A 26,398-nucleotide genomic window follows, 5' to 3' on the forward strand; every position below is an offset into this window, starting at 1 on the left:
ATGCGCTTCATCCACCTGCTCGTCATTGGCGCGCTGATCTTCGCGGCGGCCTATGTCTATAGGATCAAGATGGACTCCACGGCGCGCACCGAAAAGGTGCTGCGGCTGCATGCGGAGATCCGCGAGCAGCGCGATGCGATCGCGGCGCTGCGCTCCGAATGGGCGAAGCTCGATGCGCCGCTGCGCCTGCAGGGCCTGTCCGACCGGCATCTGCAGCTCAAGCCGGTCAACGGCACGCAATATGATTCACTGAAGAACTTGCCCGAGCGTCCGCCGCGGATGTTCAGGCCGGGCGAGCCGGATCCGATCGGCGCCATGCTCAATACCATCGAAGCCGCGAGCGATCCCGATAACGTGACGGGCTCCGTGCCTCAGCCCGAGGACAAGCCATGAGTGCTGTGACCCCGGCCAAACCTGTAGGAAAGCCGACCGAGCCCTGGCGGCAACGGCTGATCCGCAGTCTGCTGTACGGGCGCAACGTCGATCGCGCCGCCAAGGCGCGGGCGCGCGTCGGCCTGGCGATGCTCGCCTTCGGCGCGGTCTACGCCCTGATCGGCGGCCGGCTCGTGATGTTCGCGATCGGCGCCGACGCCCACGGCGCACGCCGCGCCGCGGCGCAGGAGGTGGTCGCGACCGCGCGGCCCGATATCGTCGATCGCAACGGCGCAATTCTCGCGACCGACGTCAAGGCGTCGAGCCTGTTCGGCGAGCCGCGCCGCATCATCGACAAGGACGAGGCGATCGAGCTTCTGACCGCCACCGTGCCCGACCTCGATGAGGCCGAGGTGCGCGAGCGCCTGAAGACGCGCAAGGGCTTCGTCTGGCTCAAGCGCGAGATTACGGCGAAGCAGCAGCAGGATATCCACAAGCTCGGCATTCCCGGCATCGGCTTCCTGCGCGAGAACAAGCGCGTCTATCCGACCGGCAACGAGGTCGCCCACCTCATCGGTCTCGTCAACATCGACAACCAGGGCATCGCCGGCATGGAGAAGTGGCTCGACAATCAGGGGCTCGCCGATCTCCACCGCGCGGGCTTTGCCACCGACCGGCTGCAAAAGCCGATCGAGCTCTCGGTCGATCTGCGCGTCGAGCACGCCCTGCGTGACGAGCTCCTGAAGGCCAAGGAGAAATACCACGCCAAGGCCGCCTCCGGCATCGTCTCCAACGTCAAGACCGGCGAGATCGTGGCGATGGTCTCGCTTCCGGATTTCGATCCCAACAATCCGAAGGAAGCGCACGACCCCGACCGCATCAACCGCCTGACCACCGGCGTCTACGAGATGGGCTCGACCTTCAAGGCGTTTACGTTGGCGATGGCGCTCGATTCCGGCAAGATCAATCTGAACTCGATGTGGGATGCGCGCGGAAACCTGCACTACGGCAAGTTCACCATCCACGACAGCCACTCGCTCGGACGCTTCATCAACACCAAGGAAGTGTTCACGTTCTCGTCCAATATCGGTGCGGCGCGGATCGCGCTCGGCCAGGGCGTCGAGGCGCACAAGGCGTTTCTCGCCAAGATGGGCCAGCTGACGCGGCTGCGCACCGAGCTGCCCGAGAGCGCGGCTCCGCTGATCCCGCGCCGCTGGGGTGAGCTGAACACGGTCACCATCGCGTTCGGCCAGGGTCTGTCGGTGGCGCCGCTCCAGGCGGTGATGGGGATTAACGCACTCGTGAACGGCGGCTATCTAATTCCGCCGACCTTCATGAAACGCAGCGAGTCCGAAGCGGCAGCGTTGGCCAAGCGCGTGGTCAAGACGGAGACCAGCGACAAGATGCGGTTCCTGATGCGGCTCAATGCCGAGATCGGCACCGCCAAGACCGCCAACGTCAACGGCTACTATGTCGGCGGCAAGACCGGCACCTCCGAGAAGGTCATCAACGGCCGCTATGCCAAGAAACGCGTGCTCAACTCCTTCACTGCGATCATGCCCTGCGACGATCCGAAATATCAGATCCTGATCATGCTGGACGAGCCGCAGCCGCTGAAGGAGACCTACGGCTTCATCACGTCCGGCTTTAATGCTGTGCCGACCGGCGGGAAGGTGATTGAGCGGATCGCGCCGCTGCTCGGCATCGAGCCGCGCTTCGACCTGCCGCCTGCGGACCGCCTTATTCTTGCAGCATCCAGGACAACCCAGTAATCAACCGGGTGGGCCGTTGCCGCTGCTGAGTCGGGATTTCCCTGCAGATTCGGTGTTCCGGTCCGGCATGTCGACTGGAAGACCATGAAGCTGCGTGACCTCCTAGGCAATGACGCCGCAATCGAGCCCGCCATCGCGGCCCTCGATGTGACCGGCGTTGCCCTCGACAGCCGCGCGGTCAAGCGGGGTGATCTCTTCTTCGCACTTGCGGGCAGCAAGACCGACGGTGCGCGCTTCGTCGATGCCGCGATTGCCGCAGGCGCGGTGGCGGTTGTCGGCGACCATGTGCCTGATGGCTGCAAGGTGCCGTTCATCACAGTCGCCAATCCGCGCCGCGCGCTGGCGCTCGCCGCGGCAAGATTTTTTCCCGCGCAACCCGCCACCATTGCGGCGGTGACCGGCACCAGCGGCAAGACCTCGGTCGCCGCATTCACCCGGCAGATCTGGGAGCGGCTCGGGCACGCCTCCGCCAGCATCGGAACCATCGGCCTAGTCTCGCCCAAACGTACAGTCTACGGCTCGCTGACGACGCCCGATCCGATCGCGCTGCACCGGCAGTTGGACGAGATCGCGCGCGAGGGCGTCACGCATCTCGCCTTCGAGGCCTCCTCGCACGGGCTCGATCAATATCGCCTCGACGGCGTGCGCGTATCGGCGGGCGGCTTTACCAATCTCTCGCGCGACCACATGGATTACCATCCGACCGTCGCGCATTATCTTGCGGCCAAGCTCAGGCTGTTCCGCGAACTTGTTCCGCCGGGAGGCGCGGCCGTGATCTCCGCCGATCATGATTGCTCGGCCGAGGCGATCAGCGCTGCGAATTCGCGCGGCTTGCGCGTGATGGCGGTCGGTCGCAAGGGCGACGGGGCAGGCGAGGGCATTCGTCTCGCCGGTGCGGAGGTCGAAGGGTTTTCGCAAGTGCTCGCGCTCGAACATCGCGGCAAGCAATATGCGATCCGGCTGCCGCTGGTCGGCGAATTCCAGATCGAGAATGCGCTGGTGTCGGCCGGTCTCGCCATCGGCACCGGCAGCGACGCCGCAAATGTGTTTGCGAGCCTCGAACACCTCGAAGGCGCCAAGGGGCGGCTCGAGCGCGTCGGCGAGCGCAACGGCGCGCCGATCTTCGTCGACTACGCGCACAAGCCCGATGCGCTGGCGAAGGCGCTGCAGGCGCTGCGTCCCTACGCGAAGCGCAGGTTGGTCGTCGTGTTCGGTGCCGGCGGCGACCGCGATGCCGGCAAGCGTCCGATCATGGGCGAGATCGCGGCCGGCAACGCCGACGGCATCATCATCACCGACGACAATCCGCGCAGCGAGAAGCCGGAGTCGATCCGCGCCGAAATCCTCGCCGCCGCCAGGGGCGCGCGCGAAATCGGCGACCGGGCCGTTGCGATCCGCACGGCGATCGAGGAATTGGAAGATGGCGATGCGCTGCTCATCGCCGGCAAGGGCCACGAGACCGGGCAGATCGTCGGCGGAGAGGTTTTGCCCTTCAGTGATCACGAGGCGGTCGCCGCCGCATTAGCGTCGAGGATTGCATGAGCGCGCCCATATGGACGGTGGCCGAAGTGGCGCGCGCGCTGGGCGCCGCCGGATCGTTCCCGGACACGCCGATCGACTTCGTCACCCAGGACAGCCGGCTGGTGAAACCGGGCAGCCTGTTCGTCGCGCTGAGCGGCACGCCGAGCGGCGGCTTCATCTCAGCCTTCGCCAGCGCGCGTGACGGCTGGGAGTTCGCGGAAAAGGCGGAAACTTCCGGCGCAGTCGCGATGATCGTGCCGCACGAGATCGCGGGCGTCCGCGTTCCCCAGATCGTCGTCAAGGACACGCTGATCGACGGCCTCTGGGGTCTTGCCCGCGCGGCACGTGCGCGCTTCAACGGACCGGTGATCGGGCTCACCGGCAGCGCAGGCAAGACCAGCACCAAGGAATTCCTCGCGGCCTACCCCAATGCCTATGCCAGCCCGTCGAGCTTCAACAATTTCTGGGGCGTGCCGCTGACGCTATGCAATGCGCGGCCCGATGCCAGTCTCTGGGTCGTCGAGATGGGCATGAACCAGGCCGGCGAAATCGCGCGGCTCAGCGAACTGACGCGGCCGACAGTCGCGCTCGTCGTCAACGTCCAGCCGGTGCATCTGGAGAAGCTCGGCTCGCTCGAAGCCATCCGTCGCGAGAAGGTGTCGATTGCACTCGGTCTGCCCGCGGAAGGCGTGCTGGTGCTGCCCGCCGGGATCAAGGCGCCGGACTGGAAGGGCAAGGTCATACGCTTCGGCGACAAAGCCGAGGTGCACGAGGTCGCGCACGCGCCGCATGGCGACAGCTGGCAGGTCGTGGCCGCGCTCGGCAAGAAAGAGATCGCGTTCAGCCTGACGCCGGGCGCGCCGCACCGCGTGCAGAATGCGCTCGCCGCGCTCGCATCGATCCGTGCGGCGAACCTCGATGCGGCGACGCTTGCGATCAAGCTCGACCGGGTCGGCATCATGACCGGCCGTGGCGTCGAGCAGGCGGTCGGCGGTATCACCGTGATCGACGACAGCTTCAACGGCAATCCGGCCAGCGTGGCTGCCGCGCTGCAAAGCCTTCAAGCGCGCAACACGACCGGCGGCCGCCGCATTGCGGTACTCGGCGACATGCTGGAGCTGGGCGATGGCGCGCCCGGCTATCACACCGGCCTCGCCAAGCATCTCGACGGCATCGACGGCGTCTATTGCGTCGGACCCCTGATGCGTCACCTGTTCGAGGTGCTTCCAGCAGGCAAGGGTCTCGGCTGGCACGACGACCCCGTCACGCTGAAGCCGGGCGAGGTCGCAAATCTGCTGAGGGCAGGCGATGTCGTGGTTGTCAAGGGCAGCAAGAAGATGTTCTGGGTCAACAAGTTTGTGCCGGGCCTAGTGGCCGCCTTGCAGGCAAGGGCGTAAACTGCTTGGAAGGCGCTGTTCCCGAATCCCACCCTTTCCGGCGCGAAGCCGTTCGTTTTCTTTAGAGGTCGCCCGACCCATGATGAAGACCAGCGAATGCGCGTGAGGCAGGTTGATAAGGCCAAGATCAAGGCGCGTGCAAAGGCGCCATAGGACCGTCTGAATGTTTTACTGGCTGATCGAGCTCTCCAACACATTTCCGGGCTTCGGTGCCGTTCGCACCTTCCTGAACGTCTTCCGCTACATCACCTTCCGCACCGGCGGCGCCGTCGTCACCGGCGCGCTGTTCGTGTTCCTGTTCGGCCCCTGGATCATCGACCATCTGCGCATCCGGCAAGGCAAGGGCCAGCCGATCCGGGCCGATGGTCCGCAATCGCATCTCGCCAAGAAAGGCACGCCCACCATGGGCGGGCTGATGATCCTGTCCGGCCTCACGGTCGGCACGGTGCTGTGGGCCAATCCGCTCAACCCCTATGTCTGGATCGTACTGGCGGTGACGCTCGGTTTCGGCTTCGTCGGCTTCTATGACGATTATCTCAAGGTGACCAAGCAGACCACGACCGGCTTCGGCAGCAAGCTTCGCCTGCTGATCGAGGCGGCAATCGCGCTGGTTGCCTGCTACGCGCTGGTGCGGCTGAACCGCGATCCGGCGTCGACCGCGCTGACGATTCCTTTCCTCAAGGACACCGTGCTGCATTTCGGCTGGTTCTTCGTCGTGTTCGGCGCCTTCGTGATCGTCGGCGCCGGCAACGCGGTGAACCTCACCGATGGTCTCGACGGCCTCGCCATCGTGCCCGTGATGATCGCGACCGCGAGCTTTGCGATGATCGCCTATCTCGCCGGCAACGCGGTGTTCGCCGATTATCTCCAGATCAAATATGTCGCAGGCACCGGCGAACTCGCCGTGCTCTGCGGCGCGCTGCTGGGCGCGGGCCTCGGCTTCCTCTGGTTCAACGCGCCGCCGGCCTCGATCTTCATGGGCGACACCGGCTCGCTCGCGCTCGGCGGCATGCTGGGTGCGATCGCGGTGGCGGTGAAGCACGAGATCGTGCTCGCGGTGATCGGTGGCCTGTTCGTGCTGGAGGCGGTCTCCGTCATCGTGCAGGTGGTGTCGTTCAAGATGACGGGAAAGCGCATCTTCCGGATGGCGCCGATTCATCACCATTTCGAGCAGCTCGGCTGGACCGAGCCGCAGATCGTGATCCGTTTCTGGATCATCTCCGTGATGCTGGCGCTCGCCGGCCTGTCCACGCTGAAGCTGCGGTGAGCCCTCGATGATCCCGGTCACGTCCTTTGCCGGCAAGACGGTCGCGGTGTTCGGCCTCGGCGGCTCGGGGCTCGCCTCCTGTTACGCCTTGAAAGCGGGTGGCGCCGAGGTGATCGCCGCCGATGACAATGCCGAGAACGTCGCCAAGGCCGCGCAAGCGGGCTTCATCACGGCGGATCTACGCAACGTCTCCTGGGCGAATTTCGCGGCGCTGGTGCTCGCGCCCGGCGTTCCCCTGACCCACCCGGTGCCGCATTGGAGCGTGCTGAAGGCGCGCGAGGCCGCTATCGAGGTGATCGGCGACATCGAGTTGTTCTGCCGCGAGCGGCGCCGCCACGCGCCGGATGCGCCGTTCGTCGCCATCACCGGCACCAATGGTAAATCGACCACGACGGCTTTGATCGCGCACCTGACCAAAGTGGCCGGCTATGACACCCAGATGGGCGGCAATATCGGCACCGCGATCCTGTCGCTGGAGCCGCCGGGCATGGGCCGCGTCCACGTCATCGAGATGTCGTCCTACCAGATCGACCTCACGCCCTCGCTCGATCCCTCCGTCGGCATTCTGCTCAATGTCAGCGAGGACCACATCGATCGCCACGGCACCATCGCGCATTACGCTGCGGTGAAGGAACGCCTCGTTGCCGGTGTGCAGGCCGGCGGCACCGCGATCGTCGGCGTCGACGACGGTTTTTGCCGCGATATCGCCGACCGGCTCGATCGCACCGGCAAGAACATCGTGCGCATCTCGGTCAGGAATCCGCTGGCCAGCGGCATCCATGTCGAGCATGGCAATATCGTGCGGACCTCCGGTGGTGCCCGCAGCGAAGTCGCCAAGCTCGGCGGCATCGGTTCTCTGCGCGGTCTGCACAATGCTCAGAACGCGGCGTGTGCGGCCGCCGCCGCGCTCGCGATGGGCATCAGCCTCGATGTCTTGCAGAACGGCCTGCGCAGCTTTCCGGGCCTTGCACATCGCATGGAGCAGGTCGGCCGCCGCGGCAACGTGCTGTTCGTCAACGACTCCAAGGGCACCAATGCGGACGCCACAGCGCATGCGCTGTCGTCCTTCGCCGACATTTTCTGGATCGCCGGCGGTAAGCCGAAGGCCGGCGGCATCACGGGCCTCACCGGCTACTTCCCGCGCATCCGCAAAGCCTACCTGATCGGCGAGGCCGCGGAGGAGTTTGCCGGCACGCTCGGCACCCAAGTGCCGCACGAGATCAGCCAGACCCTCGATGTGGCGGTCGAGCAAGCCGCACGCGATGCGGAGGCGTCGGGCATCGCTGACGCGGTCGTCCTGCTGTCACCCGCCTGCGCCTCCTTCGACCAGTATCGCAATTTCGAGATCCGCGGCACCAAGTTCCGCGAGCTGGTGCAGGCGCTGCCTGGCGTGAAGCCGGTGGTGTGACGGTTTATAACCCGACGCGCTGAGAGGGTGATGAGGTGACGATGCAGGTTGCCACAATTTGTTTTCCTGATCGCGATTCCGGAGATGACGCCGTCGTAGTGGTACGCACTGCTGGCGAGGTCGCCGGCCTCGCGCTGTCCCTCAGAAAGAACGGAGACATTGAGGTCTTCTTCGGTGCGCAAGAGCTCGACCAGCTCATCGAAGCGCTGGAGAGGACTCGCAGTTTGCTTTCGGATAGGAAGTCGCCGGTATGATGACCTTCGTGTCCCGGACGCGGTGCGGCACGAAGTGACGCTCCGCAGAGCCGGGACCCAGAAGCCTGCTGGGCCCCGGCTCAGCAGCGCACCGCAAGGGCGTTGCGCTGCGTCCGGGGCACGACTCCCGAAAACTTCATCGATTCCCTTAACCACCCGGTAACCAACCTCGGCGACCAATGGACCGACCTCTGTCCGAAAGCGGCCGCCATGCTCTCCCGTGAAGAACGCACCCCCTTTTCCGAGTGGTGGTGGACCGTCGACAAGCCGCTGATGGGTGCCATCCTGGCGCTGATGCTGACCGGCGTGATCCTGTCGCTGGCGGCGAGCCCGCCGGTCGCGACCCGCATCGGGCTCGATCCCTTCCATTTCTTCAGCCGTCACGTGCTGTTCCTGGTGCCTTCCTGCATCGTGCTGCTCGGGGTCTCCTTCCTGTCGCCGCGCGCGATCCGCCGCAGCGCGCTGATCATCTTTGCGGCCAGCATCATCCTGATCGTGCTGACGCTCGCGATCGGTCCCGAGGTGAAGGGCTCGCGGCGCTGGATCACGCTGATCGGCGTCAACATCCAGGCCTCCGAGATCGCAAAACCGTCGTTCGTCGTCATGGCCGCCTGGCTGTTCGCGGAATCCACTCGGCGGCCAGAAATGCCGGCGACCTCGATGGCGCTGGTGCTGCTCTTGATGCTGGTTTCGCTTTTGGTGATGGAGCCGGATTTCGGCCAGACCATGCTGATCCTGATGGTGTGGGGCTCGCTGTTCTTCATCGCGGGCATGCGGATGATCTGGGTGTTCGGGCTCGCCGGCCTCGGCGCCGCCGGACTGTTCAGCGCCTACCTTTTTGTTCCTCACGTCGCCGGCCGCATCAAGCGCTTCATGAATCCGGCCTCGGGCGACACCTTCCAGGTCGATACCGCGATGGAAGCCTTCTACAACGGCGGCTGGTTCGGGCTCGGGCCGGGCGAGGGCATCGCCAAGCGCAGCCTGCCGGACAGCCACACCGACTTCGTGTTCGCGGTTGCCGCCGAAGAGTTCGGCATCATCCTGTGCCTCGCAATGCTGGCACTGTTTGCTTTCGTCGTCATCCGCACGCTGTCGCGCGCCTATGCCAACGAAGACATGTTCTCGCGCTTCGCGGCCTCGGGGCTTGCGATCCTGTTCGGCGTGCAGGCCGCGATCAACATGTCGGTCAATCTCCAGCTCATCCCCGCCAAAGGCATGACGCTGCCCTTCATCTCCTATGGCGGCTCCTCGATCGTGTCGCTGGCCTATGGTGTCGGCATGATGCTGGCGCTGACGCGGCTGCGCCCGCGCACCGAGGTCGAGGCAAGCGGCCACGCCGAGGCGATGCGCAGCTACGCGTGATTGCTCTCGTGTCCCTGACAAGCGAAGCGCAGATCCGGGACCCAGAATGCCGCAGCCATGGGCCCCGGTTCAGCAGCGCACCACGCCGCGAAGGGCGGCGCGCTGCGCTGCGCCCGGGGCACGAGCACCGGCTCGCAATGGCGGGAAAGTCCCTGTAAAACTCCTCTCCATGGACACCTCCCCCCTGATTCTTCTCGCCGCGGGCGGCACCGGCGGCCATCTGTTTCCGGCCGAGGCGCTCGGCGTCGAGCTGATCCGGCGCGGATTCCGTGTCCGCCTCGTCACCGACGAGCGCGCGCTGCGCTACAGTGGGCTGTTCACCAAGGACATGATCGACGTCGTCTCGAGCGAGACTGCGCGTGGACGCAATCCGCTGCAGCTCGCCTATGCCGGCCTGACGCTCGCGGCCGGCACGCTGTCCGCCTACAGCTTGATCAAGCGATTGAAGCCGGTCGCTGTCGTCGGCTTCGGTGGCTATCCGACGCTGCCGCCGCTGGTCGCGGCAAAATTCGCGGGCGTGCCCGGCATCATCCATGACGCCAATGCGGTGCTCGGCCGCGCCAACCGGTTCCTGTCGAGCCGCGTCCGCGCCATCGCCACTTCATTGCCTGGCGTGCTCGATCGCGATCCGGCGCTATCAGGCAAGACCACGACGGTCGGCACGCCGATGCGTCCGGCGATTCTCGCCGCAGCTGGCGTGCCATACGCTGCGCCTGAAGTGAACGGCCCGCTGCGGCTGCTCGTCGTTGGGGGCAGCCAGGGCGCGCGCATCATGGCCGACATCGTTCCGGGCGCGATCGAGCGCCTCGAGCCCGCACTGTGGGGCCGGCTCGTCCTCACCCAGCAGGTGCGTGACGAGGACATGGCGCGCGTGCGTGCGGTCTACGACAGGCTGAAGATCAAGGCCGAGCTTGCGCCGTTTTTCACCGATCTACCGGCACGGCTGGCCTCCAACCATCTGGTGGTGTCGCGCTCAGGCGCGGGCACCGTGGCCGAACTCGCCGCGATCGGGCGGCCCTCGATCCTGGTGCCGCTACCGGGCGCGATCGACCAGGACCAGTTCGCCAATGCCGGCGTGCTGGCCAAAGTCGACGGTGCGATCCGCATTCCGCAGACCGAGTTTTCCTCCGATCGCCTCGCCGCCGAGATCTCCGCCTTCGCCGCCGAGCCCGCGCGCCTTGCCACCATGGCGCAGGCCGCCCGCGGCGCCGGCCGGCTCGATGCGGCTGAGCGGCTGGCCGATCTGGTGGCCAAAATCGCGGGAATCTGACGCGAAAAAGCCCTTGTCTTCGCCTTCTAAAGCGGGGCATCCAGTAGGAAAGGCGCGCGGCTGATTTGCCGTGACCTTCGCCAGATGCCGCCTTCTCCGGCGGCGAGGTCAGGGAATAGAGCATGAGACTGCCGCGCGAGATCGGACCCATCCACTTCGTCGGGATCGGCGGGATCGGCATGAGCGGCATTGCCGAGGTGCTGCTCAATCTCGGCTATTCCGTGCAGGGCTCGGACGCTTCCGACAATTACAATCTCGATCGTCTGCGCAAGAACGGTGCGAGGGTCTCGGTCGGCCACAAGGCGGAGAACGTCGACGGCGCCGAGGTCGTCGTGGTCTCTACCGCGATCAAGCGCGATAATCCGGAACTGACGGCGGCGCGCGAGCGGCGCATCCCTGTGGTGCGCCGCGCCGAGATGCTGGCCGAGCTGATGCGGCTGAAGAGCTGCGTTGCCATCGCCGGCACCCACGGCAAGACCACCACGACCACGATGGTCGCGACGTTGCTCGACGCCGGCGGCCTTGATCCCACCGTGATCAATGGCGGCATCATCAACGCCTACGGCTCCAACGCACGTCTCGGTGCGGGCGACTGGATGGTAGTCGAAGCCGACGAGAGCGACGGCACGTTCCTGAAGCTGCCGACCGAGGTCGCGATCGTCACCAATGTCGATCCCGAGCATCTCGATCACTTCAAGACCTTCGAGGCGGTGCAGGACGCGTTCCGGCATTTCGTCGAGAACCTGCCGTTCTACGGCTTTGCCGTGATGTGCATCGATCATCCCGTGGTGCAGACTCTCGTCGGCAAGATCGAGGATCGGCGCATCATCAGCTATGGCGAGAATCCGCAGGCCGATGTGCGCTTCGTCGACCTCACCCCGATGGGCGGCGGATCGAAGTTCAAGGTTGCCTTCCGCGATCGCAAGACGGGCGCCGTGCACGAGATCTCCGATCTCATGCTGCCGATGCCGGGACGCCACAACGCCTCCAACGCGACGGCCGCGATTGCGGTCGCGCGCGAGCTCGGCGTGTCGGACGAGGCAATCCGCAAGGCGATCGCCGGCTTCGGCGGCGTCAAGCGCCGCTTCACCAAGACCGGAGAATGGAACGGCGTCACCGTCATCGACGATTACGGCCATCATCCGGTCGAGATCGCGGCGGTGCTGAAGGCGGCGCGGGAATCCACCAACGGCAAGATCGTCGCCGTCGTGCAGCCGCATCGCTATACCCGCCTGCAGTCGCTGTTCGAGGAATTCTGCACCTGTTTCAACGACGCGGATGTGGTGATCGTCGCCGAGGTCTATGCCGCAGGCGAGACGCCGATCGAGGGCATCGATCGCGACCATTTCGCCGCGGGCCTGCGCGCCCACGGCCACCGCGAGGTGATCCCGCTACCGGCGGCGTCCGATCTCGCCGGCATCGTCAAGCGCGTAGCGAAATCGGGCGATCTCGTGGTGTGCCTTGGCGCCGGCAACATCACGCAATGGGCCTATGCCTTGCCCGGCGAGTTGAAGGCGCTGGAATGATGATGCTGAGGGGCCCGCAGTCAGCCGCACGGCAAGCTGCGCTCCCTCCCCCCTTGTGGGGGAGGGCGGGGGAGAGGGGTGGCCGCGAACTCCGATCTCGCTTGGGGCTACCCCCCTCCCTGACCCTCCCCCACAAGGGGGGAGGGAACGGAAGAAGTGTGCGCTCCTCACCCGCAGTGAGCATGCTCGCATGAGCTTCCCCGACATCACACCCGACCTCAAAGCCGCGATGCCCGATCTTCGCGGCCGGCTGCTGGCGAACCAGTCGCTCGCCGAGCTCACCTGGTTTCGCGTCGGCGGCCCGGCGCAGGTGCTGTTCACGCCGGCGGACGAGGACGACCTCGCTTATTTCCTCGCGCATCTCGCAAGCGACATTCCCGTCTACGTCGTCGGCGTCGGCTCCAACCTGATCGTGCGCGACGGCGGCATTGCGGGCGTGGTGATCCGGCTGGCGCCGCGCGCCTTCGGCGAGGCGAGCGCTAGCGGCGATGTCGTCACTGCGGGCGCGGCCGCGCTCGACAAGCGCGTGGCGGAAGTCGCCGCGTCGGCCAATATCGGTGGGCTCGAATTCTACTTCGGCATTCCCGGCACGATCGGCGGCGCGTTGCGCATGAATGCGGGCGCCAATGGCGGCGAGACCAGGGACGTGTTGATCGAGGCGCGAGGCGTCGGGCGCGACGGCACCAAGCACGTCTTCTCCAATGCCGACATGAAGTTCGTCTACCGCAACAGCGGCGTCGATCCCTCCATCATCTTCACCTCCGCGCGTTTCCGCGGCGAGATCAGGGATGCCGACGCGATCCGCGCACGCATGGCGGAAGTGCAAACCCATCGCGAGACCGCGCAGCCGATCCGCGAAAAGACCGGCGGCTCGACCTTCAAGAATCCGCCCGGCCATTCCGCCTGGAAGCTGGTCGATGCTGCCGGCTGCCGCGGCCTGCGCGTCGGCGGTGCCGAGGTCTCCGAGATGCATTGCAATTTCCTGATCAACACGGGTGACGCCACCGCGCACGACATCGAGACGCTGGGCGAGACCGTGCGTGAACGGGTGAAGGCAAATTCCGGAATTGAGCTACACTGGGAAATCAAGCGGATCGGAATTCCCGCGTGAGTGTCATTCCGGGGCTCGCGAAGCGAGAGCCCGGAATCTCGAGATTCCGGGTTCGATGCTTCGCATCGCCCCCGGAATGACGAACACAGACAGGTGACGGACCAAAGAACATGCGCATCACCATCCTTTTCGGCGGCTCCAATCGCGAACGTCTGGTTTCGGTCGCCTCAGCCCAGGCGCTGCATCAGGCGCTGCCCGAGGCCGATCTCTGGTGGTGGGATGTGGAGGACAAGGTGCATGTCGTGCAGTCCAGACAGCTGCTCGAACATGCCCGCCCATTCGAGGACGAGTTCAAGCCGGGCACGTCAGGCATTCCGTTGCAGCAGGCGCTCGACCAGGCCAGGGCGGAGAACCGCGTGCTGGTGCTCGGCCTGCACGGCGGGCGCGCCGAGAACGGCGAATTGCAGGTGATGTGCGAGGCGCGCGGCGTGCCGTTCACCGGATCGGGCTCGGCCTCCTCGCATCTCGCGTTCGACAAGTTCGCGGCCAAACATTTCGCCGCGCTCGGCGGCGTGTCGCCGCCGGCCAACATTGCGCTGGACCAGATCGACGAGGCCTTCGCCGAATACGGCCGGCTGATCGCAAAGCCCGCCAGGGATGGCTCGAGCTACGGCCTGATCTTCGTTAACGCCAGGCAGGATCTCGTCGCCGTCCGCAATGCCGCCAAGCACGAAGAGTACGTGATCGAGCCCTACATCGCTGGCGTCGAGGCGACCTGCGGCGTGCTGGAGCGGCCGGATGGCTCGATCATCTCGCTGCCGCCGATCGAGATCATTCCGGGCGAGGGCAGTTTCGACTACGCGGCGAAATATCTTTTGAAGTCGACCCAGGAGATCTGTCCCGGCCGCTTCGCACCCGAAATCACCGCCGCACTGAAGCAGCAGGCGATGCTGGCGCACCGGGCGATGTCGTGTACCGGCTATTCCCGTTCGGATTTCATCGTCTCGGACAAGGGGCTGATCTATCTCGAAACCAACACGCTGCCCGGGCTGACCAAGTCCTCGCTCTACCCCAAGGCGCTGAAGGCCGAGGGCATCGCGTTCGTCGACTTCCTGCGCGGCCTGGTCGAGCTCGCTGTGGCCGGTGTGCGAAAATAATTAGGACTGGTTAACGGCCGAACCGGCGAAACGGCCGGTTTTGGAACCCAAAACCGGTAAAATGCCGGATATTGCGGCATAAATGCCTCACAGGCCTGGGCAAAAAGCTCACGTCGTTAACGAACTTTACCTTTTGTTTACCAGGACGTCCGAAGGTTAACGCTGGCGGCGTATATGACGCTTTGGCTGCCGGCGCGTGGACCGTTGCGGGTGTTGTCACCTCCGGCGAACGCTCTGAAGGGGAGAGGTTTTCTTCTGCTGAAGACCAGCACCCGGCCCGGCAAGTCCGAGACGTCATGTTCGCCAGGACCCGCGCGATGTCGCGGGCAAACTGTTGACGAGCTCGTGCAATGGATGGAGCAGGAAGCCTCACTCGGTCGCTTTTCAGATCGCTGAGGCCCCAAGCTGACCTGAAGGCGGCCGCTATCGGAGCGGTCGTGCTTCTGCGCGAGTGGGTGCAGGACAAGCGTCTGGAACGAGTTCACGGCGCGCGTGCTGCAGCCGAGGAAAAGATTAAAACCAAAGCCCGGGCCAAAGCCGTCATCGAACGCGAGCCTCCGCCGCGGTTGGTCGCGCTGGTCGAGCGCTATCTGCCGCGCCGGGTCGGGATCAGCATGACGGTGCTGCTCCTGATCGGAAGCTGCGGCTTCGGTATCGTCAAAGGCGGCCATCTCCAGGATTTCATCACGGCGGTCAACGACACCCGTAACGCGCTGGCCAATTCCGCCGGCTTCCGCATCACCTCCGTCGTGATCAACGGCCGCAAGCAGCTCAGCCAGGACGAGATCCTTGCGATCGGCGGCGTCAGCGGCCGATCCTCGCTGCTGTTCCTCGACGCCGACGCCGTGCGCGACAAGCTCAAGGCCAATCCCTGGATCGCGGATGCGACCGTGCTGAAGCTGTATCCCGGCCAGCTCATGATCGAGCTCACCGAGCGCAAGGCGTTCGCGCTGTGGCAGGAGGCCGGCCGGCTCTCCGTCATCGCCGATGACGGCGCCGTGCTCGAACCCTATGTCTCGCGCCGCTTCCTGTCGCTGCCGCTCGTGGTCGGCAAGGGTGCCGAGACGCAGGCTCGCGATTTCCTCGCTTTGCTGGCGCGCTATCCGCAGGTCAATTCCATCACCAAGGCCGCGATCTTCGTCGGGGAGCGGCGCTGGAACCTGAGGCTTAAGGACGGCCTGGACATCCGCCTGCCCGAACAAGACGTCGGCAACGCGCTTGCGACGCTGTCCAGGCTCGACAAGGAGGACAAGCTGTTCTCCCGCGACATCGTCGCGGTCGACCTGCGCCTGCCCGATCGGCTGGTGGTGCAGCTGTCCGAGGACGCCGCCAAGGCGCGCGACGATTTGTTCAAGGACAAGAAGAAGAAAAAGGCCGGGGACGCTGCATGACCGGTCTTGATCGCACCCAGACACCGAAGACACGCCCGATGCCGCACAAGCGCGGCGGCCTCGTCGCCTGCCTCGACATCGGCACCAGCAAAATCGCCTGCATGATCGCGCGGCTGAAGCCGTCGGCGCCGAGCGAAGCCCTGCGCGACCGGACCCATGCGGTGGAGCTGATCGGCTACAGCCAGATCCAGTCCCGCGGCATGAAGGCCGGCGCCGTGATCGATCTCGGCGAATGCGAGCAGGCGGTGCGACAGGCCGTCGGGCTTGCGGAGAAAATGGCCAAGGTGCGGGTCGAGTCCGTGCTGCTGTCGGTGTCCGGCGGCCGGCTCTCCGGTCAGCTGGTCGAAGCTGCGGCCGACATCCGCGGCGGCGCCGTGACGCCGGCCGATGTCAGCCGGGTCACCTCCACCGGCATGCGCCACGCCACCGGCGAAGGCCGCACCGTGCTGCACGCGCTGCCGATCGGCTACACGCTCGACGGCGTCAAGGGCATCCGCGATCCCCGCGGGATGGTCGCGCATCAGTTCGGCATCGACATGAATGTCGTCACTTGCGACGCCACGGTGGCGCGGAACCTGATGCTGGCGGTGGAACGCTGCCACATCAACGTCGAAGCCATGGCGGCAAGTCCCTATGTGGCAGGCTTGTCGGTGCTGACCGACGACGAGGCCGACCTCGGCGCTGCCGTCGTCGAGATGGGCGCGGGCACCACCACGATCGCGGTCTTTTCCGGCGGCCGCTTCGTGCATGCCGCGGGTTTTGCGGTCGGCGGGCAACACATCACGATGGATCTGGCGCGCGGACTCTCCGCGACCATTGCCGATGCCGAGCGAATCAAGACGTTATACGGGACCGTCATCACCGGCGGATCGGACTCGCGTGAGCTGATGTCTGTACCGACAGCCGGTGACGAGCAGGATCTGCCGCAGATCGTCTCCCGCGCTACCATCGCCAACATCGTCAAGCATCGTGCCGAGGAAGTCTTCGAAATGGTTCGGGACAAGCTGAAGGATTCGCCCTTCGCCTCGGAGCCCAACGGCCGCGTCGTGCTCTCAGGCGGGGCCTCGCAGCTCACCGGTCTCGTTGAGCTCGGAACGCAGATTCTCGGCCGGCCCGTGCGGGTCGGACGTCCGCTCGGTTTCGGCCGGCTGCCCAACGAGGCGAAGAACGCCGCCTTCGCGGTGCCGGCCGGACTGCTCGTCTACCCGCAATATGTTCACCACGAACATGTCGAACCGCGGCATACGCGGCAGCAGGTCAGGACGGGGACCGGCGGGTATTTCGGAAAGGTCGGACGATGGCTACGCGAGGGCTTCTGATGACTCCTTCCCGCAATATTCGATTTTCACCAACTCCCGCGGCCGCCGGCCGGGGCGAACCCACGCGCGCGTGATCGAGAGGCAAACATGACCATCAGCATCAATGTTCCTGATATTCACGAACTGAAGCCCCGCATCACCGTGTTCGGCGTCGGCGGCGCCGGTGGTAACGCCGTCAACAATATGATCACGGCGGGCCTCCAGGGCGTCGACTTCGTGGTCGCCAACACCGACGCGCAGGCGCTGACGATGTCGAAGGCGCAGCGCATCGTGCAGATGGGCACGGCGGCCACGCAAGGGTTGGGCGCAGGTTCGCAGCCGGTCGTCGGCGCGGCCGCAGCCGAAGAGGTGATGGACGAGCTCCGCGACCATCTCTCGGGCGCCAACATGGTGTTCGTCACCGCCGGCATGGGCGGCGGCACCGGCACCGGTGCGGCTCCCGTGATCGCCAAGATCGCGCGCGAGATGGGCATCCTCACCGTCGGCGTCGTGACCAAGCCCTTCCACTTCGAGGGCGGCCGCCGCATGCGCACCGCGGAAGCGGGCATCAACGAGCTGCACAAGGTCGTCGATACGCTGCTGATCATCCCGAACCAGAACCTGTTCCGGGTCGCCAACGAGAAGACCACCTTCGCCGACGCCTTCGCGATGGCCGACCAGGTGCTCTATTCGGGCGTTGCCTGCATCACCGACCTCATGGTGAAGGAAGGCCTGATCAATCTCGACTTCGCCGACGTCCGCGCCGTCATGCGCGAGATGGGCAAGGCGATGATGGGCACGGGCGAAGCCTCCGGCGACAAGCGCGCGCTGACCGCCGCCGAAGCCGCGATCGCCAACCCGCTGATCGACGATAGCTCGATGAAGGGCGCCAAGGGCCTCCTGATCTCCATCACCGGCGGCAAGGATCTCACTTTGTTCGAGGTCGACGAAGCTGCGACCCGCATCCGCGAGGAAGTCGACCAGGACGCCAACATCATCGTCGGCGCCACCTTCGACGAAGCCCTCGACGGCCTGATCCGCGTCTCGGTCGTCGCGACCGGCATCGAACAGGCCGCGATCGCGCGCAACAGCCAGGCCACCAGCGCTCCCGTCGCGAATCCTGCTCCGCAGGCGCAGCAGGCTCCCGCTGCTCCGGCCGCGGCTGCCGAGAGCCGTCTTGCCGATCTGACCGCACGGCTGCGCGCCGACAATCAGCGCATGGCCGAGCGCGCCCAGAAGTTCGAAGCGCAGACCCCGGCCGCCGGAACGGGTCAGTTTGCCGCCGCTCCCACGGCTCCGCGTCCGAACGTAGAGCGCGCTGCGCTTGCCGCCATCGCCGCCGCCGTTGCCGACGTACCGCAGGCTCCCGCGCCGATGCAGACCTATGGCGACGTCACCGTGCGGCCGATCGCGCAGAAGCCCACGCTGTTCCCGGAGCCCGAGCAGGCGCCGATGGCCATGCATGAGCCCATGACGCCGGAAACCTTCATCCCGCCGCAGGCCGAGCGTGCGCCGGTCCGCACACCGCGGATGCCGCGGATCGAGGAACTTCCGATGCCGGCCCAGGCTGAGCTTCGCCAGGCCCGCGGCGAGGTCGAGGAAGAGACCCCGCAGAAGACCCGGCTGTCGCTGCTGCAGCGCCTCGCCAATGTCGGCCTCGGCCGTCGTGACGAGGAGAGCGAAGCGCCGATCGCGGCCCGCACCGCCGGTCCCGCGATGCCGCCGTTGCCCGATCGCCGCCCCCAGAAGACCGTGGCGCAGCAAATCGCTTCCGCCGAGCCGGTGTCCGAGTATGCCCGTCGTCCCGCGCCGCAGGGCCTGGACATGCACGGCCGTCCCGCGCCTGTTGCCCCGGCGCCACAGGGAGACGACCATCTTGATATCCCGGCCTTCCTGCGACGGCAGGCGACCTGAGGATTGTTACAATAAGGCCGACGAAAAAAGGTCCCGGCGGGAAGCTTGCCGGGACCTTTTCTTTTGCCCCGTGCATACCCGGATTGCGTAGCCAAGCAACTGATTTTAAATAATTAATTACATATTCGATGGTTCAGTAAAACTACCGAAAACGGTCCCGAACTCCGGTCCAATTTGGTTAAGCCTTGGCGCTAATACGGCGGGTTTGGGGTAACAATCGGTAAAAAAGCGTGAGTTGGCGCTGTTTGAGGCAGTGACTATGGTTTGCCGTGACTTGGGGATACGGATTCGGAAGCGAGCGGTCTCAGCCGCTCAGTCGGGTTCAGTATAAGTCGCGGTGGTCGTAGTGGGGCGGTTCCTGATGAAATTTAGCCGGCAAACAACGCTTCGTGCGCAAGCCAGTGTGGCAGGCGTCGGCGTTCATTCCGGTCTTCCCGTCACGCTCACGCTTGGACCCGCGCCTGTCGACGCGGGCTTTGTTTTTATCCGCACCGGGCTTGAGGGAAGCGACCGCGAAGTTCAGGCCACCGCCGAGCAGGTGATCGCGACCGATTTCGCCACCGTCCTCGGTGATCGCGACGGTCCGCTGGTTTCCACCGCCGAGCATGTGCTTGCTGCACTGCGGGGCATGGGCGTCGACAACGCAATCATCGAGATCGACGGGCCGGAAGTGCCGATCATGGACGGCAGCGCCGCGGCCTTCGTTGCGGCGATCGACCAGGCCGGCATCGTGACCCAGCCGGCACAGCGCCGCTTCGTTCAGGTTTTGAAGCCGATCTCGGTCAAGATCGGCGACTCCTTCGGCGAGATCCGGCCCTATGCCGACGGGTTCCGCGCCGAGGTCGAGATTAACTTCACGAATCCTGTCATCGGCCAGCAGAGCTACGCCTTCGACCTCAACCCGGAGCGTTTCCGCCGCGAAGTCGGCCGGGCCCGGACTTTCGGTCTGATGTGCGACGTTGCGCGGCTCTGGAGCGCCGGCTATGCGCTCGGCGCCTCCTTCGACAATACCGTCGTGTTCGACGAGGAGCGGCTGCTCAACACCGAAGGCCTGCGCTACGCCGACGAATGCGCCCGCCACAAGGTGCTGGACGTGATTGGTGACCTTGCTCTGGCGGGTCTGCCGCTGCTCGGCGCCTACCGCTCGGTTCGTGGCGGCCACAAGCTCAATCACGCCGTCCTGACCGCGCTGCTCGCCGACCGCACCGCCTGGCGGGTGGTCGAGGGCGAAGCAGCCCGCCGCACCACGCGTCCGGTGGCCGAAACCGGTCGCGGCATCGTCGGTGGCCGGGTCGCCGCGGTCTACGGGCCAGACGTTTCCTAAAAGAGAGACGGATCCTGAAGCGAACGTTTCCTAAAAGAGAGACGGGTCCTGAACAGACCCGTCGCCACAGGCGTTTGGCGGCGGCTTTCCCCGGGAAACTCCTGGTAACGATGATCGGCTAGGATTGCGGCGCGTTCGCCTTAATCCGGGCGGAATGCCTGCCTATCCGGGTTGGTTGAAGATCGTTTTTCGGTTACACCGGCGTGGTCGCACGGCAGGCACCACGGCTATATTTCGCGCCCAGGACGGGGTTCATGGGCTGGCGGACACCGCACCACAGGGCGTCAGGGCAATACTCATGTCGGCACAGCGTATGACGCGCGGATATCGTCAAGTTCCGTCTCGAGAAGTCTCGTCTCGAGTCCGCGGGCTGCTTCAGGTTGTCGCCCTCTTCGTGCTCGCGCTGCCGCTGGCCGGCTGCGGCACCGGCGCGCTTTGGGACAAGTTCACCGCCAAGGACGACACCTTCGTCGAGGAGCCCGCTGACAAGATCTACAATGAGGGCCTGTACCTCATGAACGAGAAGAAGGACATGAAGGCGGCGAACAAAAAGTTCGAAGAGGTCGACCGCCAGCATCCTTATTCCGACTGGGCCCGCAAATCGTTGTTGATGTCGGCCTACGCGTCCTACCAGGGCGGCGATTATGACAGTTGCATCGGCGCCGCCACCCGCTACGTCACGCTGCATCCCGGCAGCCCGGATGCGGCCTACGCGCAATATCTGATTGCCGCCTCGCATTACGACCAGATTCCGGACATCAGCCGCGACCAGACCCGCACCGAGAAGGCGATCGCCTCGCTGGAAGAGGTGGTGCGCAAATATCCGACCTCCGAATATGCGACCTCGGCCAAGGCCAAGATCGAAGGTGCGCGCGACCAGCTCGCCGGCAAGGAAATGAACGTCGGCCGCTATTACGCGCAGAAGCGCGACTACACGGCGGCGATCAACCGCTACAAGGCCGTGGTGACGCAGTACCAGACCACCCGCCATGTCGAGGAGGCGCTGTACCGCCTGACCGAGGCCTATATGGCGATCGGCATCGTCGGCGAGGCCCAGACGGCTGCCGCCGTGCTCGGGCACAATTTTCCTGACAGTCGCTGGTACAAGGACGCCTATAATCTTGTAAAATCAGGCGGTCTCGAACCGAGCGAGAATCAGGGGTCCTGGATTAGCAAGACCTTCAAGAAAATGGGTCTCGGCTAGGAAATAGAGTTCCATGCTGGCGCGTCTGTCGATCCGTGACATCGTCCTGATCGAACGGCTCGATATCGAATTCGCAACCGGCCTCGCGGTTTTGACCGGCGAGACCGGTGCGGGCAAATCCATCCTGCTCGATGCCTTTGCGTTGGCGCTCGGCGGCCGCGGCGATGCCGGCCTCGTGCGCCACGGCGCGGAGCAGGGGCAGGTTACTGCCGTGTTCGATATCCCCAAGAATCACCCTGCAGCGAAGATCCTCGCGGAGAACGGGCTGGAGGATACCGGCGAGATGATTCTCCGCCGGGTCCAGCTCGCCGACGGCCGCACCCGCGCCTTCATCAACGACCAGGCGATCAGCGTGCAGACGCTGAAGGCGGTCGGTGCTGCCCTGGTCGAGATCCACGGCCAGCACGACGAGCGCGCGCTGGTCGATGCCGCCACCCACCGCCGCCTGCTCGACGCCTTCGCCGGTCTCGAAAAGGATGTCTCGGCGGTCGAGGCGCTCTGGGACGCCCGCCGCACCGCCAACACCGCGCTGGAGGAGCATCGCGCCGGCATGGAGCGCGCTGCGCGCGAAGCCGATTACCTCCGTCACGCCTCCGACGAATTGAAGCAGCTCGCGCCCAGGGATGGCGAGGAGACCTCGCTGGCGTCCCGTCGGACCACCATGATGCAGGGCGAGAAGATCGCCTCCGACCTGCGCGAGGCGCAGGAGGCGGTCGGCGGCCACCATTCGCCGGTCGCCTCGCTCTCGGCCGCCGTGCGCCGGCTGGAGCGCCGCGGCGTCAACGCGCCGGCGCTGGTCGAGCCCGCGGTGAGGGCGATCGACATCGCGATCAACGCGCTGGAGGAAGCCGACCAGCATCTGCAGGCGGCGCTTGCCGCGACCGATTTCGATCCCTCAGAGCTCGAACGCATCGAGGAGCGCCTGTTCGCGTTGCGCGCCGCCTCGCGCAAATATTCGACGCCGGTCGACGGGCTCGCCGCGCTTGCCGCCAGATATGCCGCCGATGTCGTTCTGATCGATGCCGGCGCCTCACGGCTGAAGAAGCTGGACCAGGCCGCGATCGAGGCCGATGCGCGCTATGCGGCGGCGGCCAAGAAGCTGTCGATGGCGCGGCAGAAATCCGCGGAGAAGCTCAACAAGGCGGTCAATGCCGAGCTCGCGCCGCTCAAGCTCGAACGCGCCAAGTTCATGACCCAGGTCCAGACCGACGAGGCAGCTCCAGGGCCGCAAGGGTTCGACCGCGTCGAGTTCTGGGTGCAGACCAACCCGGGCACCAAGCCAGGGCCGATGATGAAGGTCGCCTCCGGCGGCGAGCTGTCGCGTTTCCTGCTGGCGCTGAAGGTCGTGCTGTCCGACCGCGGCTCGGCGCCGACTTTGGTGTTCGACGAGATCGACACCGGCGTCGGCGGCGCGGTCGCGGACGCGATCGGCGGACGGCTGGCGCGGCTCGCCGGCAAGGTCCAGGTGATGGCCGTGACGCACGCCCCGCAGGTCGCCGCCCGTGCCGACCAGCATCTGCTGATCTCCAAGGACGCGCTGGACAAGGGCAAGCGCGTCGCCACCCGCGTCAATGCGCTCGCCGCCGACCACCGCCGCGAGGAGATCGCGCGGATGCTCGCCGGCGCCGAGATCACCGCCGAGGCGAGGGCTGCCGCGGACCGGCTGCTCAAGGCGGCGAGCTAGTACGACTCTCATGGCACAAAAGCGAAGCAACTATAATAAAGCCATCGCGCTAAATTACATTGCCGACGATTGGCTTCTCGTTGATCCGCATCTTCGAAAAGCTCAATTGGTCGCCATTCTTAATTCTTTTGAAGACGAGCACTTACATGAAGTCTTTGCCTTTCATCAAAGACTGCATGAGTTGGATGCAGACGAGAAACGGAAGGCACTCATAAGTCTGCCAAAAGCCTTCGAAAAAGAAACTTCGATGATGCTGCGGGCTTACACTGAGGAGATCGAGAGGGCGAAGCACGCCTACTATAACTTGGACAAGCCGATCCTGCTGGACGCAGATTACGATGTCCTAGAGAAGCTGCTTATCAGTACATGGAAGCAACAGAAGCGATGGAAGGAATACTTCGATCGAATAAAGGTCGTTGGAGCGAAGCCCTCTGGGCGCTTTGCGAAGGTGCAGCATGTCGTGCCCATGCTCTCGCTCAGCAATGCCTTCAGCGACGAGGATGTGACGGAATTCGTCGGCCGCGTCCGGCGTTTCCTCAAGCTCGATGACGATGAGATTCCGGCGCTAGTCGCCGAGCCCAAGATCGACGGACTGTCACTGTCGCTGCGCTACCAAGACGGCGAACTGGTTCGTGCCGCGACCCGTGGCGATGGATTCACCGGCGAGGACGTGACCGAGAATGTCCGCACCATCAAGGACGTTCCGCACACGCTGAAGGGCCGACACATCCCCGCGGCCTGCGAACTGCGCGGCGAGGTCTATATACTCAAGAAGGATTTTATCGAGCTGAACAAGAAGCAGGCCGCCGCTGACGATACGGTCTTTGCCAATCCGCGCAATTCGGCGGCAGGTTCGTTGCGCCAGAAGGACGTCTCGGTCACGGCATCGCGGCCATTGAAGTTCTTTGCCTACACTTGGGGCGAGATGAGCGAACGGCCGGCGGAGACGCAGCATGGCATGCTGGAGTGGATGGACAAGGCAGGATTCGTGGTCAATCCGCTGACCCGAGTGTGCAAGAGCGTCGACGACGTCCTAAAGTTCTACAGCAAGATCGGCGAGGACCGCGCCTCGCTTGGCTATGATATCGACGGTGTGGTCTATAAGGTCGATCGGCTTGACTGGCAGGACCGGCTCGGTTTCGTCTCTCGTAGCCCGCGCTGGGCGATCGCCCACAAGTTCGCGGCCGAGCAGGCGACGACGGCTCTCAATGGTATTGATATCCAGGTCGGCCGCACCGGCGCGATGACGCCGGTCGCTCGGCTCGAGCCGGTGACGGTCGGTGGCGTCGTCGTTTCGAATGCTACGCTGCACAACGAGGATTACATAAAGGGGATTGGCAACGACGGTAACCCGCTTCGCGATGGCGTCGATCTCCGCGTCGGCGATACCGTTGTTGTCCAGCGCGCCGGCGATGTCATCCCTCAGGTCGTCGGCGTAGTCATGGACAAGCGGCCGAAGAGCGCCAAACCTTACAAATTTCCAGAGACCTGTCCGGTGTGTGGCAGCCATGCCGTCCGCGAAGAGGGCGAGGCGGTGCGCCGCTGCACCGGCGCGCTGATCTGCCCGGCGCAGGCGGTGGAGCGGCTCAAGCATTTCGTCTCGCGCCTCGCATTCGATATCGACGGGCTTGGCGAGAAGCAGATCCAGGAATTTTATCAGGAGGGCATTGTGATGTCGCCGGTCGACATCTTTACGCTCCGGGAACGCGACAAGCGGTCGGTTAAGAAGTTGATGGAACGTGAAGGCTACGGCGAGACGTCGGTACGCAACTTGTTCGACGCGATCGACGCCCGACGCAATATCGAGTTGCATAGACTGATCTTCGCTCTCGGTATTCGCCACGTCGGCGAGGGCAACGCCAAGCTATTGGCCCGGCACTACGCCACGATCGAAAATTTCCGCGGTGCGATGCTGGCCGCCGCGACAGGCCTTGGCAAGGAAGAGAACAATACGGAGGCGTATCAGGACCTCAACAACATCGGCGGAATTGGCAAAATCGTGGCCGATGCGGTGGTCGAGTTCTTCGCCGAACCCCGTAACGTCAAGGCGCTCGGCGAATTGCTTGGCGAGATCGAGGTGAAGCCCGCCGAACAGCCGCGCAAGAGCTCGCCGGTCTCGGACAAGACGGTCGTGTTCACGGGGTCGCTGACCAAGTTCACCCGCGACGAAGCCAAGGCAATGGCCGAGCGTCTTGGCGCCAAGGTCGCGGGCTCGGTCTCGAAGAAGACCGACTACGTCGTCGCGGGCGAGGACGCCGGCTCCAAGCTCACCAAGGCACGCGAGCATGGCGTCAAGGTGCTGACCGAGGACGAGTGGTTGGCGCTGATCGGGGAATGAGGGCTTCTTTCGTCATTGCGAGCGAAGCGAAGCAATCCAGAATTGAGCCTCCCCTAAATCGGTGGACACCTATAGCTTAGACAGCAAGAGGTGTCAGATGACGAAACGGCAGCGACGTTCTTATTCGGACGAGTACAAGCGGCAGGCAGTTGATCTGGTTTTGTCGAGCGGCCGCTCGGCGAAGTCGGTATCGAAGGAGCTCGGGCTTGACGGCTCCGTGCTGAGCCGATGGGTGGCGGAGCAGGGCACGGCGAGAGCCGGCGGCAGCGCCGTGGCGCCCACATCGCAAGCGGCGGTGCCGTCGGCGGACCAAGCTGACGTGATTGCGCGGTTGCAGCGGGAAAACGAACAGCTGCGCTTGGAGCGCGACATTTTAAAAAAGTCGATCGCGATCTTTGCTGGACCCCGGACATGAGGTTCCGTTTTATCGAGGATCGCCGCACGGACTATCCGGTCAAGGTCATGTGCCGTGTGCTCGGCGTCTCGCCCGCGGGCTACTATGCCTGGCGGTCGCGCCCGGAAAGCCTCCGGGCCTTGGCTAATCGAGCGCTGCTGGAAGGCATCCAGCGGGTTCATCGCGATAGCCATGGCCGCTATGGCAGCCCGCGCATTCATGTCGAACTCAAAGCCCAGGGACATCATGCAAGCCGTGGCCGGATCGAGCGGCAGATGCGCCATCATGGCATTCGAGCCATCTCGGCCGGGCCGCGACGATGCCGCACCACCGACAGCGGGCACGGCTTCCCGATCGCGCCGAACCTGCTCGGCCGGAACTTCTCGGCCGCCATGCGCAATCAGGTCTGGCTCGCTGACATCACCTTTGTCTGGACCGACCAGGGGCTGGTTGTATCTGGCGGCCGTCATGGATCTGTACAGCCGCCGTATCGT

Annotated in this window: 21 protein-coding genes; all 21 read left to right on the forward strand. The window is 64.9% G+C overall.

What is annotated here, in order from left to right:
• Entirely contained in the window at nucleotides 1–393 is a 393-nt protein-coding gene (locus BRA1253DRAFT_RS30700; protein ID WP_007600843.1) for a hypothetical protein, read from the forward strand.
• A complete protein-coding gene (locus BRA1253DRAFT_RS30705) occupies nucleotides 390–2,144 on the forward strand; it encodes a penicillin-binding protein 2 (protein WP_007600844.1) in 1,755 nt (584 codons plus the stop codon). Before BRA1253DRAFT_RS30700 ends, BRA1253DRAFT_RS30705 begins: the two co-directional genes overlap by 4 nt.
• A gap of 84 nt (nucleotides 2,145–2,228) precedes the next feature.
• The gene (locus tag BRA1253DRAFT_RS30710; protein ID WP_007600845.1) at nucleotides 2,229–3,686 is read left to right on the forward strand and encodes a UDP-N-acetylmuramoyl-L-alanyl-D-glutamate--2,6-diaminopimelate ligase; all 1,458 of its coding nucleotides are present in this window, start codon (nucleotides 2,229–2,231) and stop codon (nucleotides 3,684–3,686) included.
• On the forward strand, nucleotides 3,683–5,062 hold the full coding sequence (murF, locus tag BRA1253DRAFT_RS30715; protein WP_007600846.1) for a UDP-N-acetylmuramoyl-tripeptide--D-alanyl-D-alanine ligase: 1,380 nt from the start codon (nucleotides 3,683–3,685) through the stop codon (nucleotides 5,060–5,062). Before BRA1253DRAFT_RS30710 ends, murF begins: the two co-directional genes overlap by 4 nt.
• Nucleotides 5,063–5,225: 163 nt before the next feature.
• Entirely contained in the window at nucleotides 5,226–6,329 is a 1,104-nt protein-coding gene (gene mraY, locus BRA1253DRAFT_RS30720; RefSeq protein ID WP_007600847.1) for a phospho-N-acetylmuramoyl-pentapeptide-transferase, read from the forward strand.
• A 7-nt stretch (nucleotides 6,330–6,336) separates the two neighbouring features.
• Nucleotides 6,337–7,737, forward strand: a complete 1,401-nt coding sequence (murD, locus tag BRA1253DRAFT_RS30725) for a UDP-N-acetylmuramoyl-L-alanine--D-glutamate ligase (protein ID WP_007600848.1) — start codon at nucleotides 6,337–6,339, stop codon at nucleotides 7,735–7,737.
• A 41-nt stretch (nucleotides 7,738–7,778) separates the two neighbouring features.
• Nucleotides 7,779–7,991 (forward strand): hypothetical protein, encoded by a 213-nt coding sequence (locus tag BRA1253DRAFT_RS30730; RefSeq protein ID WP_007600850.1) that lies wholly within the window; start codon nucleotides 7,779–7,781, stop codon nucleotides 7,989–7,991.
• 210 nt (nucleotides 7,992–8,201) lie between these two features.
• Nucleotides 8,202–9,353 carry a putative lipid II flippase FtsW gene (gene ftsW / locus BRA1253DRAFT_RS30735; protein WP_035994241.1) on the forward strand — a complete coding sequence of 384 codons (1,152 nt, stop codon included), beginning with the start codon at nucleotides 8,202–8,204 and terminating at the stop codon, nucleotides 9,351–9,353.
• A gap of 169 nt (nucleotides 9,354–9,522) precedes the next feature.
• Nucleotides 9,523–10,623 carry an undecaprenyldiphospho-muramoylpentapeptide beta-N-acetylglucosaminyltransferase gene (murG, locus tag BRA1253DRAFT_RS30740; protein WP_007600853.1) on the forward strand — a complete coding sequence of 367 codons (1,101 nt, stop codon included), beginning with the start codon at nucleotides 9,523–9,525 and terminating at the stop codon, nucleotides 10,621–10,623.
• A 122-nt stretch (nucleotides 10,624–10,745) separates the two neighbouring features.
• Nucleotides 10,746–12,149 carry a UDP-N-acetylmuramate--L-alanine ligase gene (gene murC / locus BRA1253DRAFT_RS30745; RefSeq protein WP_007600854.1) on the forward strand — a complete coding sequence of 468 codons (1,404 nt, stop codon included), beginning with the start codon at nucleotides 10,746–10,748 and terminating at the stop codon, nucleotides 12,147–12,149.
• Between the two features lie 190 nt (nucleotides 12,150–12,339).
• Nucleotides 12,340–13,260, forward strand: coding sequence for a UDP-N-acetylmuramate dehydrogenase (murB, locus tag BRA1253DRAFT_RS30750; protein WP_007600855.1), 921 nt, complete (start codon nucleotides 12,340–12,342; stop codon nucleotides 13,258–13,260).
• Between the two features lie 110 nt (nucleotides 13,261–13,370).
• Nucleotides 13,371–14,357 (forward strand): D-alanine--D-alanine ligase, encoded by a 987-nt coding sequence (locus tag BRA1253DRAFT_RS30755; RefSeq protein WP_007600859.1) that lies wholly within the window; start codon nucleotides 13,371–13,373, stop codon nucleotides 14,355–14,357.
• Nucleotides 14,358–14,707: 350 nt separating this feature from the next.
• Complete coding sequence (locus BRA1253DRAFT_RS30760; RefSeq protein WP_007600861.1) at nucleotides 14,708–15,748, forward strand: cell division protein FtsQ/DivIB; 1,041 nt, start codon at nucleotides 14,708–14,710, stop codon at nucleotides 15,746–15,748.
• Nucleotides 15,745–17,067, forward strand: coding sequence for a cell division protein FtsA (ftsA, locus tag BRA1253DRAFT_RS30765; RefSeq protein ID WP_007600863.1), 1,323 nt, complete (start codon nucleotides 15,745–15,747; stop codon nucleotides 17,065–17,067). Before BRA1253DRAFT_RS30760 ends, ftsA begins: the two co-directional genes overlap by 4 nt.
• 87 nt (nucleotides 17,068–17,154) lie before the next feature.
• Nucleotides 17,155–18,960 (forward strand): cell division protein FtsZ, encoded by a 1,806-nt coding sequence (gene ftsZ / locus BRA1253DRAFT_RS30770; protein ID WP_007600865.1) that lies wholly within the window; start codon nucleotides 17,155–17,157, stop codon nucleotides 18,958–18,960.
• A gap of 361 nt (nucleotides 18,961–19,321) precedes the next feature.
• Nucleotides 19,322–20,284: a UDP-3-O-acyl-N-acetylglucosamine deacetylase gene (lpxC, locus tag BRA1253DRAFT_RS30775; RefSeq protein WP_007600866.1), complete on the forward strand. Its 963-nt coding sequence runs from the start codon at nucleotides 19,322–19,324 to the stop codon at nucleotides 20,282–20,284.
• Nucleotides 20,285–20,582: 298 nt separating this feature from the next.
• Complete coding sequence (locus BRA1253DRAFT_RS30780; RefSeq protein ID WP_007600868.1) at nucleotides 20,583–21,488, forward strand: outer membrane protein assembly factor BamD; 906 nt, start codon at nucleotides 20,583–20,585, stop codon at nucleotides 21,486–21,488.
• 13 nt (nucleotides 21,489–21,501) lie between these two features.
• Nucleotides 21,502–23,172 (forward strand): DNA repair protein RecN, encoded by a 1,671-nt coding sequence (gene recN / locus BRA1253DRAFT_RS30785; protein WP_007600870.1) that lies wholly within the window; start codon nucleotides 21,502–21,504, stop codon nucleotides 23,170–23,172.
• A gap of 247 nt (nucleotides 23,173–23,419) precedes the next feature.
• Complete coding sequence (ligA, locus tag BRA1253DRAFT_RS30790) at nucleotides 23,420–25,510, forward strand: NAD-dependent DNA ligase LigA (RefSeq protein WP_157158651.1); 2,091 nt, start codon at nucleotides 23,420–23,422, stop codon at nucleotides 25,508–25,510.
• A gap of 97 nt (nucleotides 25,511–25,607) precedes the next feature.
• A complete protein-coding gene (locus BRA1253DRAFT_RS30795; RefSeq protein WP_007593706.1) occupies nucleotides 25,608–25,925 on the forward strand; it encodes a transposase in 318 nt (105 codons plus the stop codon).
• The coding region (locus tag BRA1253DRAFT_RS30800; protein ID WP_157158747.1) for an IS3 family transposase at nucleotides 25,922–26,398 on the forward strand (477 nt) is incomplete at its 3' end. The genes BRA1253DRAFT_RS30795 and BRA1253DRAFT_RS30800, both read left to right, overlap by 4 nt.

This window comes from Bradyrhizobium sp. WSM1253 (genome assembly GCF_000244935.1).
GTDB lineage: Bacteria > Pseudomonadota > Alphaproteobacteria > Rhizobiales > Xanthobacteraceae > Bradyrhizobium > Bradyrhizobium canariense.

Excerpts from the sequence above, each read along its gene's own strand:
- BRA1253DRAFT_RS30700 (WP_007600843.1), top strand. The coding sequence starts at position 1 with ATGCGCTTCATCCACCTGCTCGTCATTGGCGCGCTGATCTTCGCGGCG.
- mraY (WP_007600847.1), top strand. The coding sequence starts at position 5,226 with ATGTTTTACTGGCTGATCGAGCTCTCCAACACATTTCCGGGCTTCGGT.
- BRA1253DRAFT_RS30755 (WP_007600859.1), top strand. The coding sequence starts at position 13,371 with ATGCGCATCACCATCCTTTTCGGCGGCTCCAATCGCGAACGTCTGGTT.
- ftsA (WP_007600863.1), top strand. The coding sequence starts at position 15,745 with ATGACCGGTCTTGATCGCACCCAGACACCGAAGACACGCCCGATGCCG.
- lpxC (WP_007600866.1), top strand. The coding sequence starts at position 19,322 with ATGAAATTTAGCCGGCAAACAACGCTTCGTGCGCAAGCCAGTGTGGCA.
- murC (WP_007600854.1), top strand. The coding sequence starts at position 10,746 with ATGAGACTGCCGCGCGAGATCGGACCCATCCACTTCGTCGGGATCGGC.
- BRA1253DRAFT_RS30730 (WP_007600850.1), top strand. The coding sequence starts at position 7,779 with ATGCAGGTTGCCACAATTTGTTTTCCTGATCGCGATTCCGGAGATGAC.
- ligA (WP_157158651.1), top strand. The coding sequence starts at position 23,420 with ATGATGCTGCGGGCTTACACTGAGGAGATCGAGAGGGCGAAGCACGCC.
- BRA1253DRAFT_RS30760 (WP_007600861.1), top strand. The coding sequence starts at position 14,708 with ATGGATGGAGCAGGAAGCCTCACTCGGTCGCTTTTCAGATCGCTGAGG.
- recN (WP_007600870.1), top strand. The coding sequence starts at position 21,502 with ATGCTGGCGCGTCTGTCGATCCGTGACATCGTCCTGATCGAACGGCTC.
- murG (WP_007600853.1), top strand. The coding sequence starts at position 9,523 with ATGGACACCTCCCCCCTGATTCTTCTCGCCGCGGGCGGCACCGGCGGC.
- ftsW (WP_035994241.1), top strand. The coding sequence starts at position 8,202 with ATGCTCTCCCGTGAAGAACGCACCCCCTTTTCCGAGTGGTGGTGGACC.
- BRA1253DRAFT_RS30780 (WP_007600868.1), top strand. The coding sequence starts at position 20,583 with ATGTCGGCACAGCGTATGACGCGCGGATATCGTCAAGTTCCGTCTCGA.
- ftsZ (WP_007600865.1), top strand. The coding sequence starts at position 17,155 with ATGACCATCAGCATCAATGTTCCTGATATTCACGAACTGAAGCCCCGC.
- murD (WP_007600848.1), top strand. The coding sequence starts at position 6,337 with ATGATCCCGGTCACGTCCTTTGCCGGCAAGACGGTCGCGGTGTTCGGC.
- murB (WP_007600855.1), top strand. The coding sequence starts at position 12,340 with ATGAGCTTCCCCGACATCACACCCGACCTCAAAGCCGCGATGCCCGAT.
- BRA1253DRAFT_RS30710 (WP_007600845.1), top strand. The coding sequence starts at position 2,229 with ATGAAGCTGCGTGACCTCCTAGGCAATGACGCCGCAATCGAGCCCGCC.
- murF (WP_007600846.1), top strand. The coding sequence starts at position 3,683 with ATGAGCGCGCCCATATGGACGGTGGCCGAAGTGGCGCGCGCGCTGGGC.
- BRA1253DRAFT_RS30705 (WP_007600844.1), top strand. The coding sequence starts at position 390 with ATGAGTGCTGTGACCCCGGCCAAACCTGTAGGAAAGCCGACCGAGCCC.
- BRA1253DRAFT_RS30795 (WP_007593706.1), top strand. The coding sequence starts at position 25,608 with ATGACGAAACGGCAGCGACGTTCTTATTCGGACGAGTACAAGCGGCAG.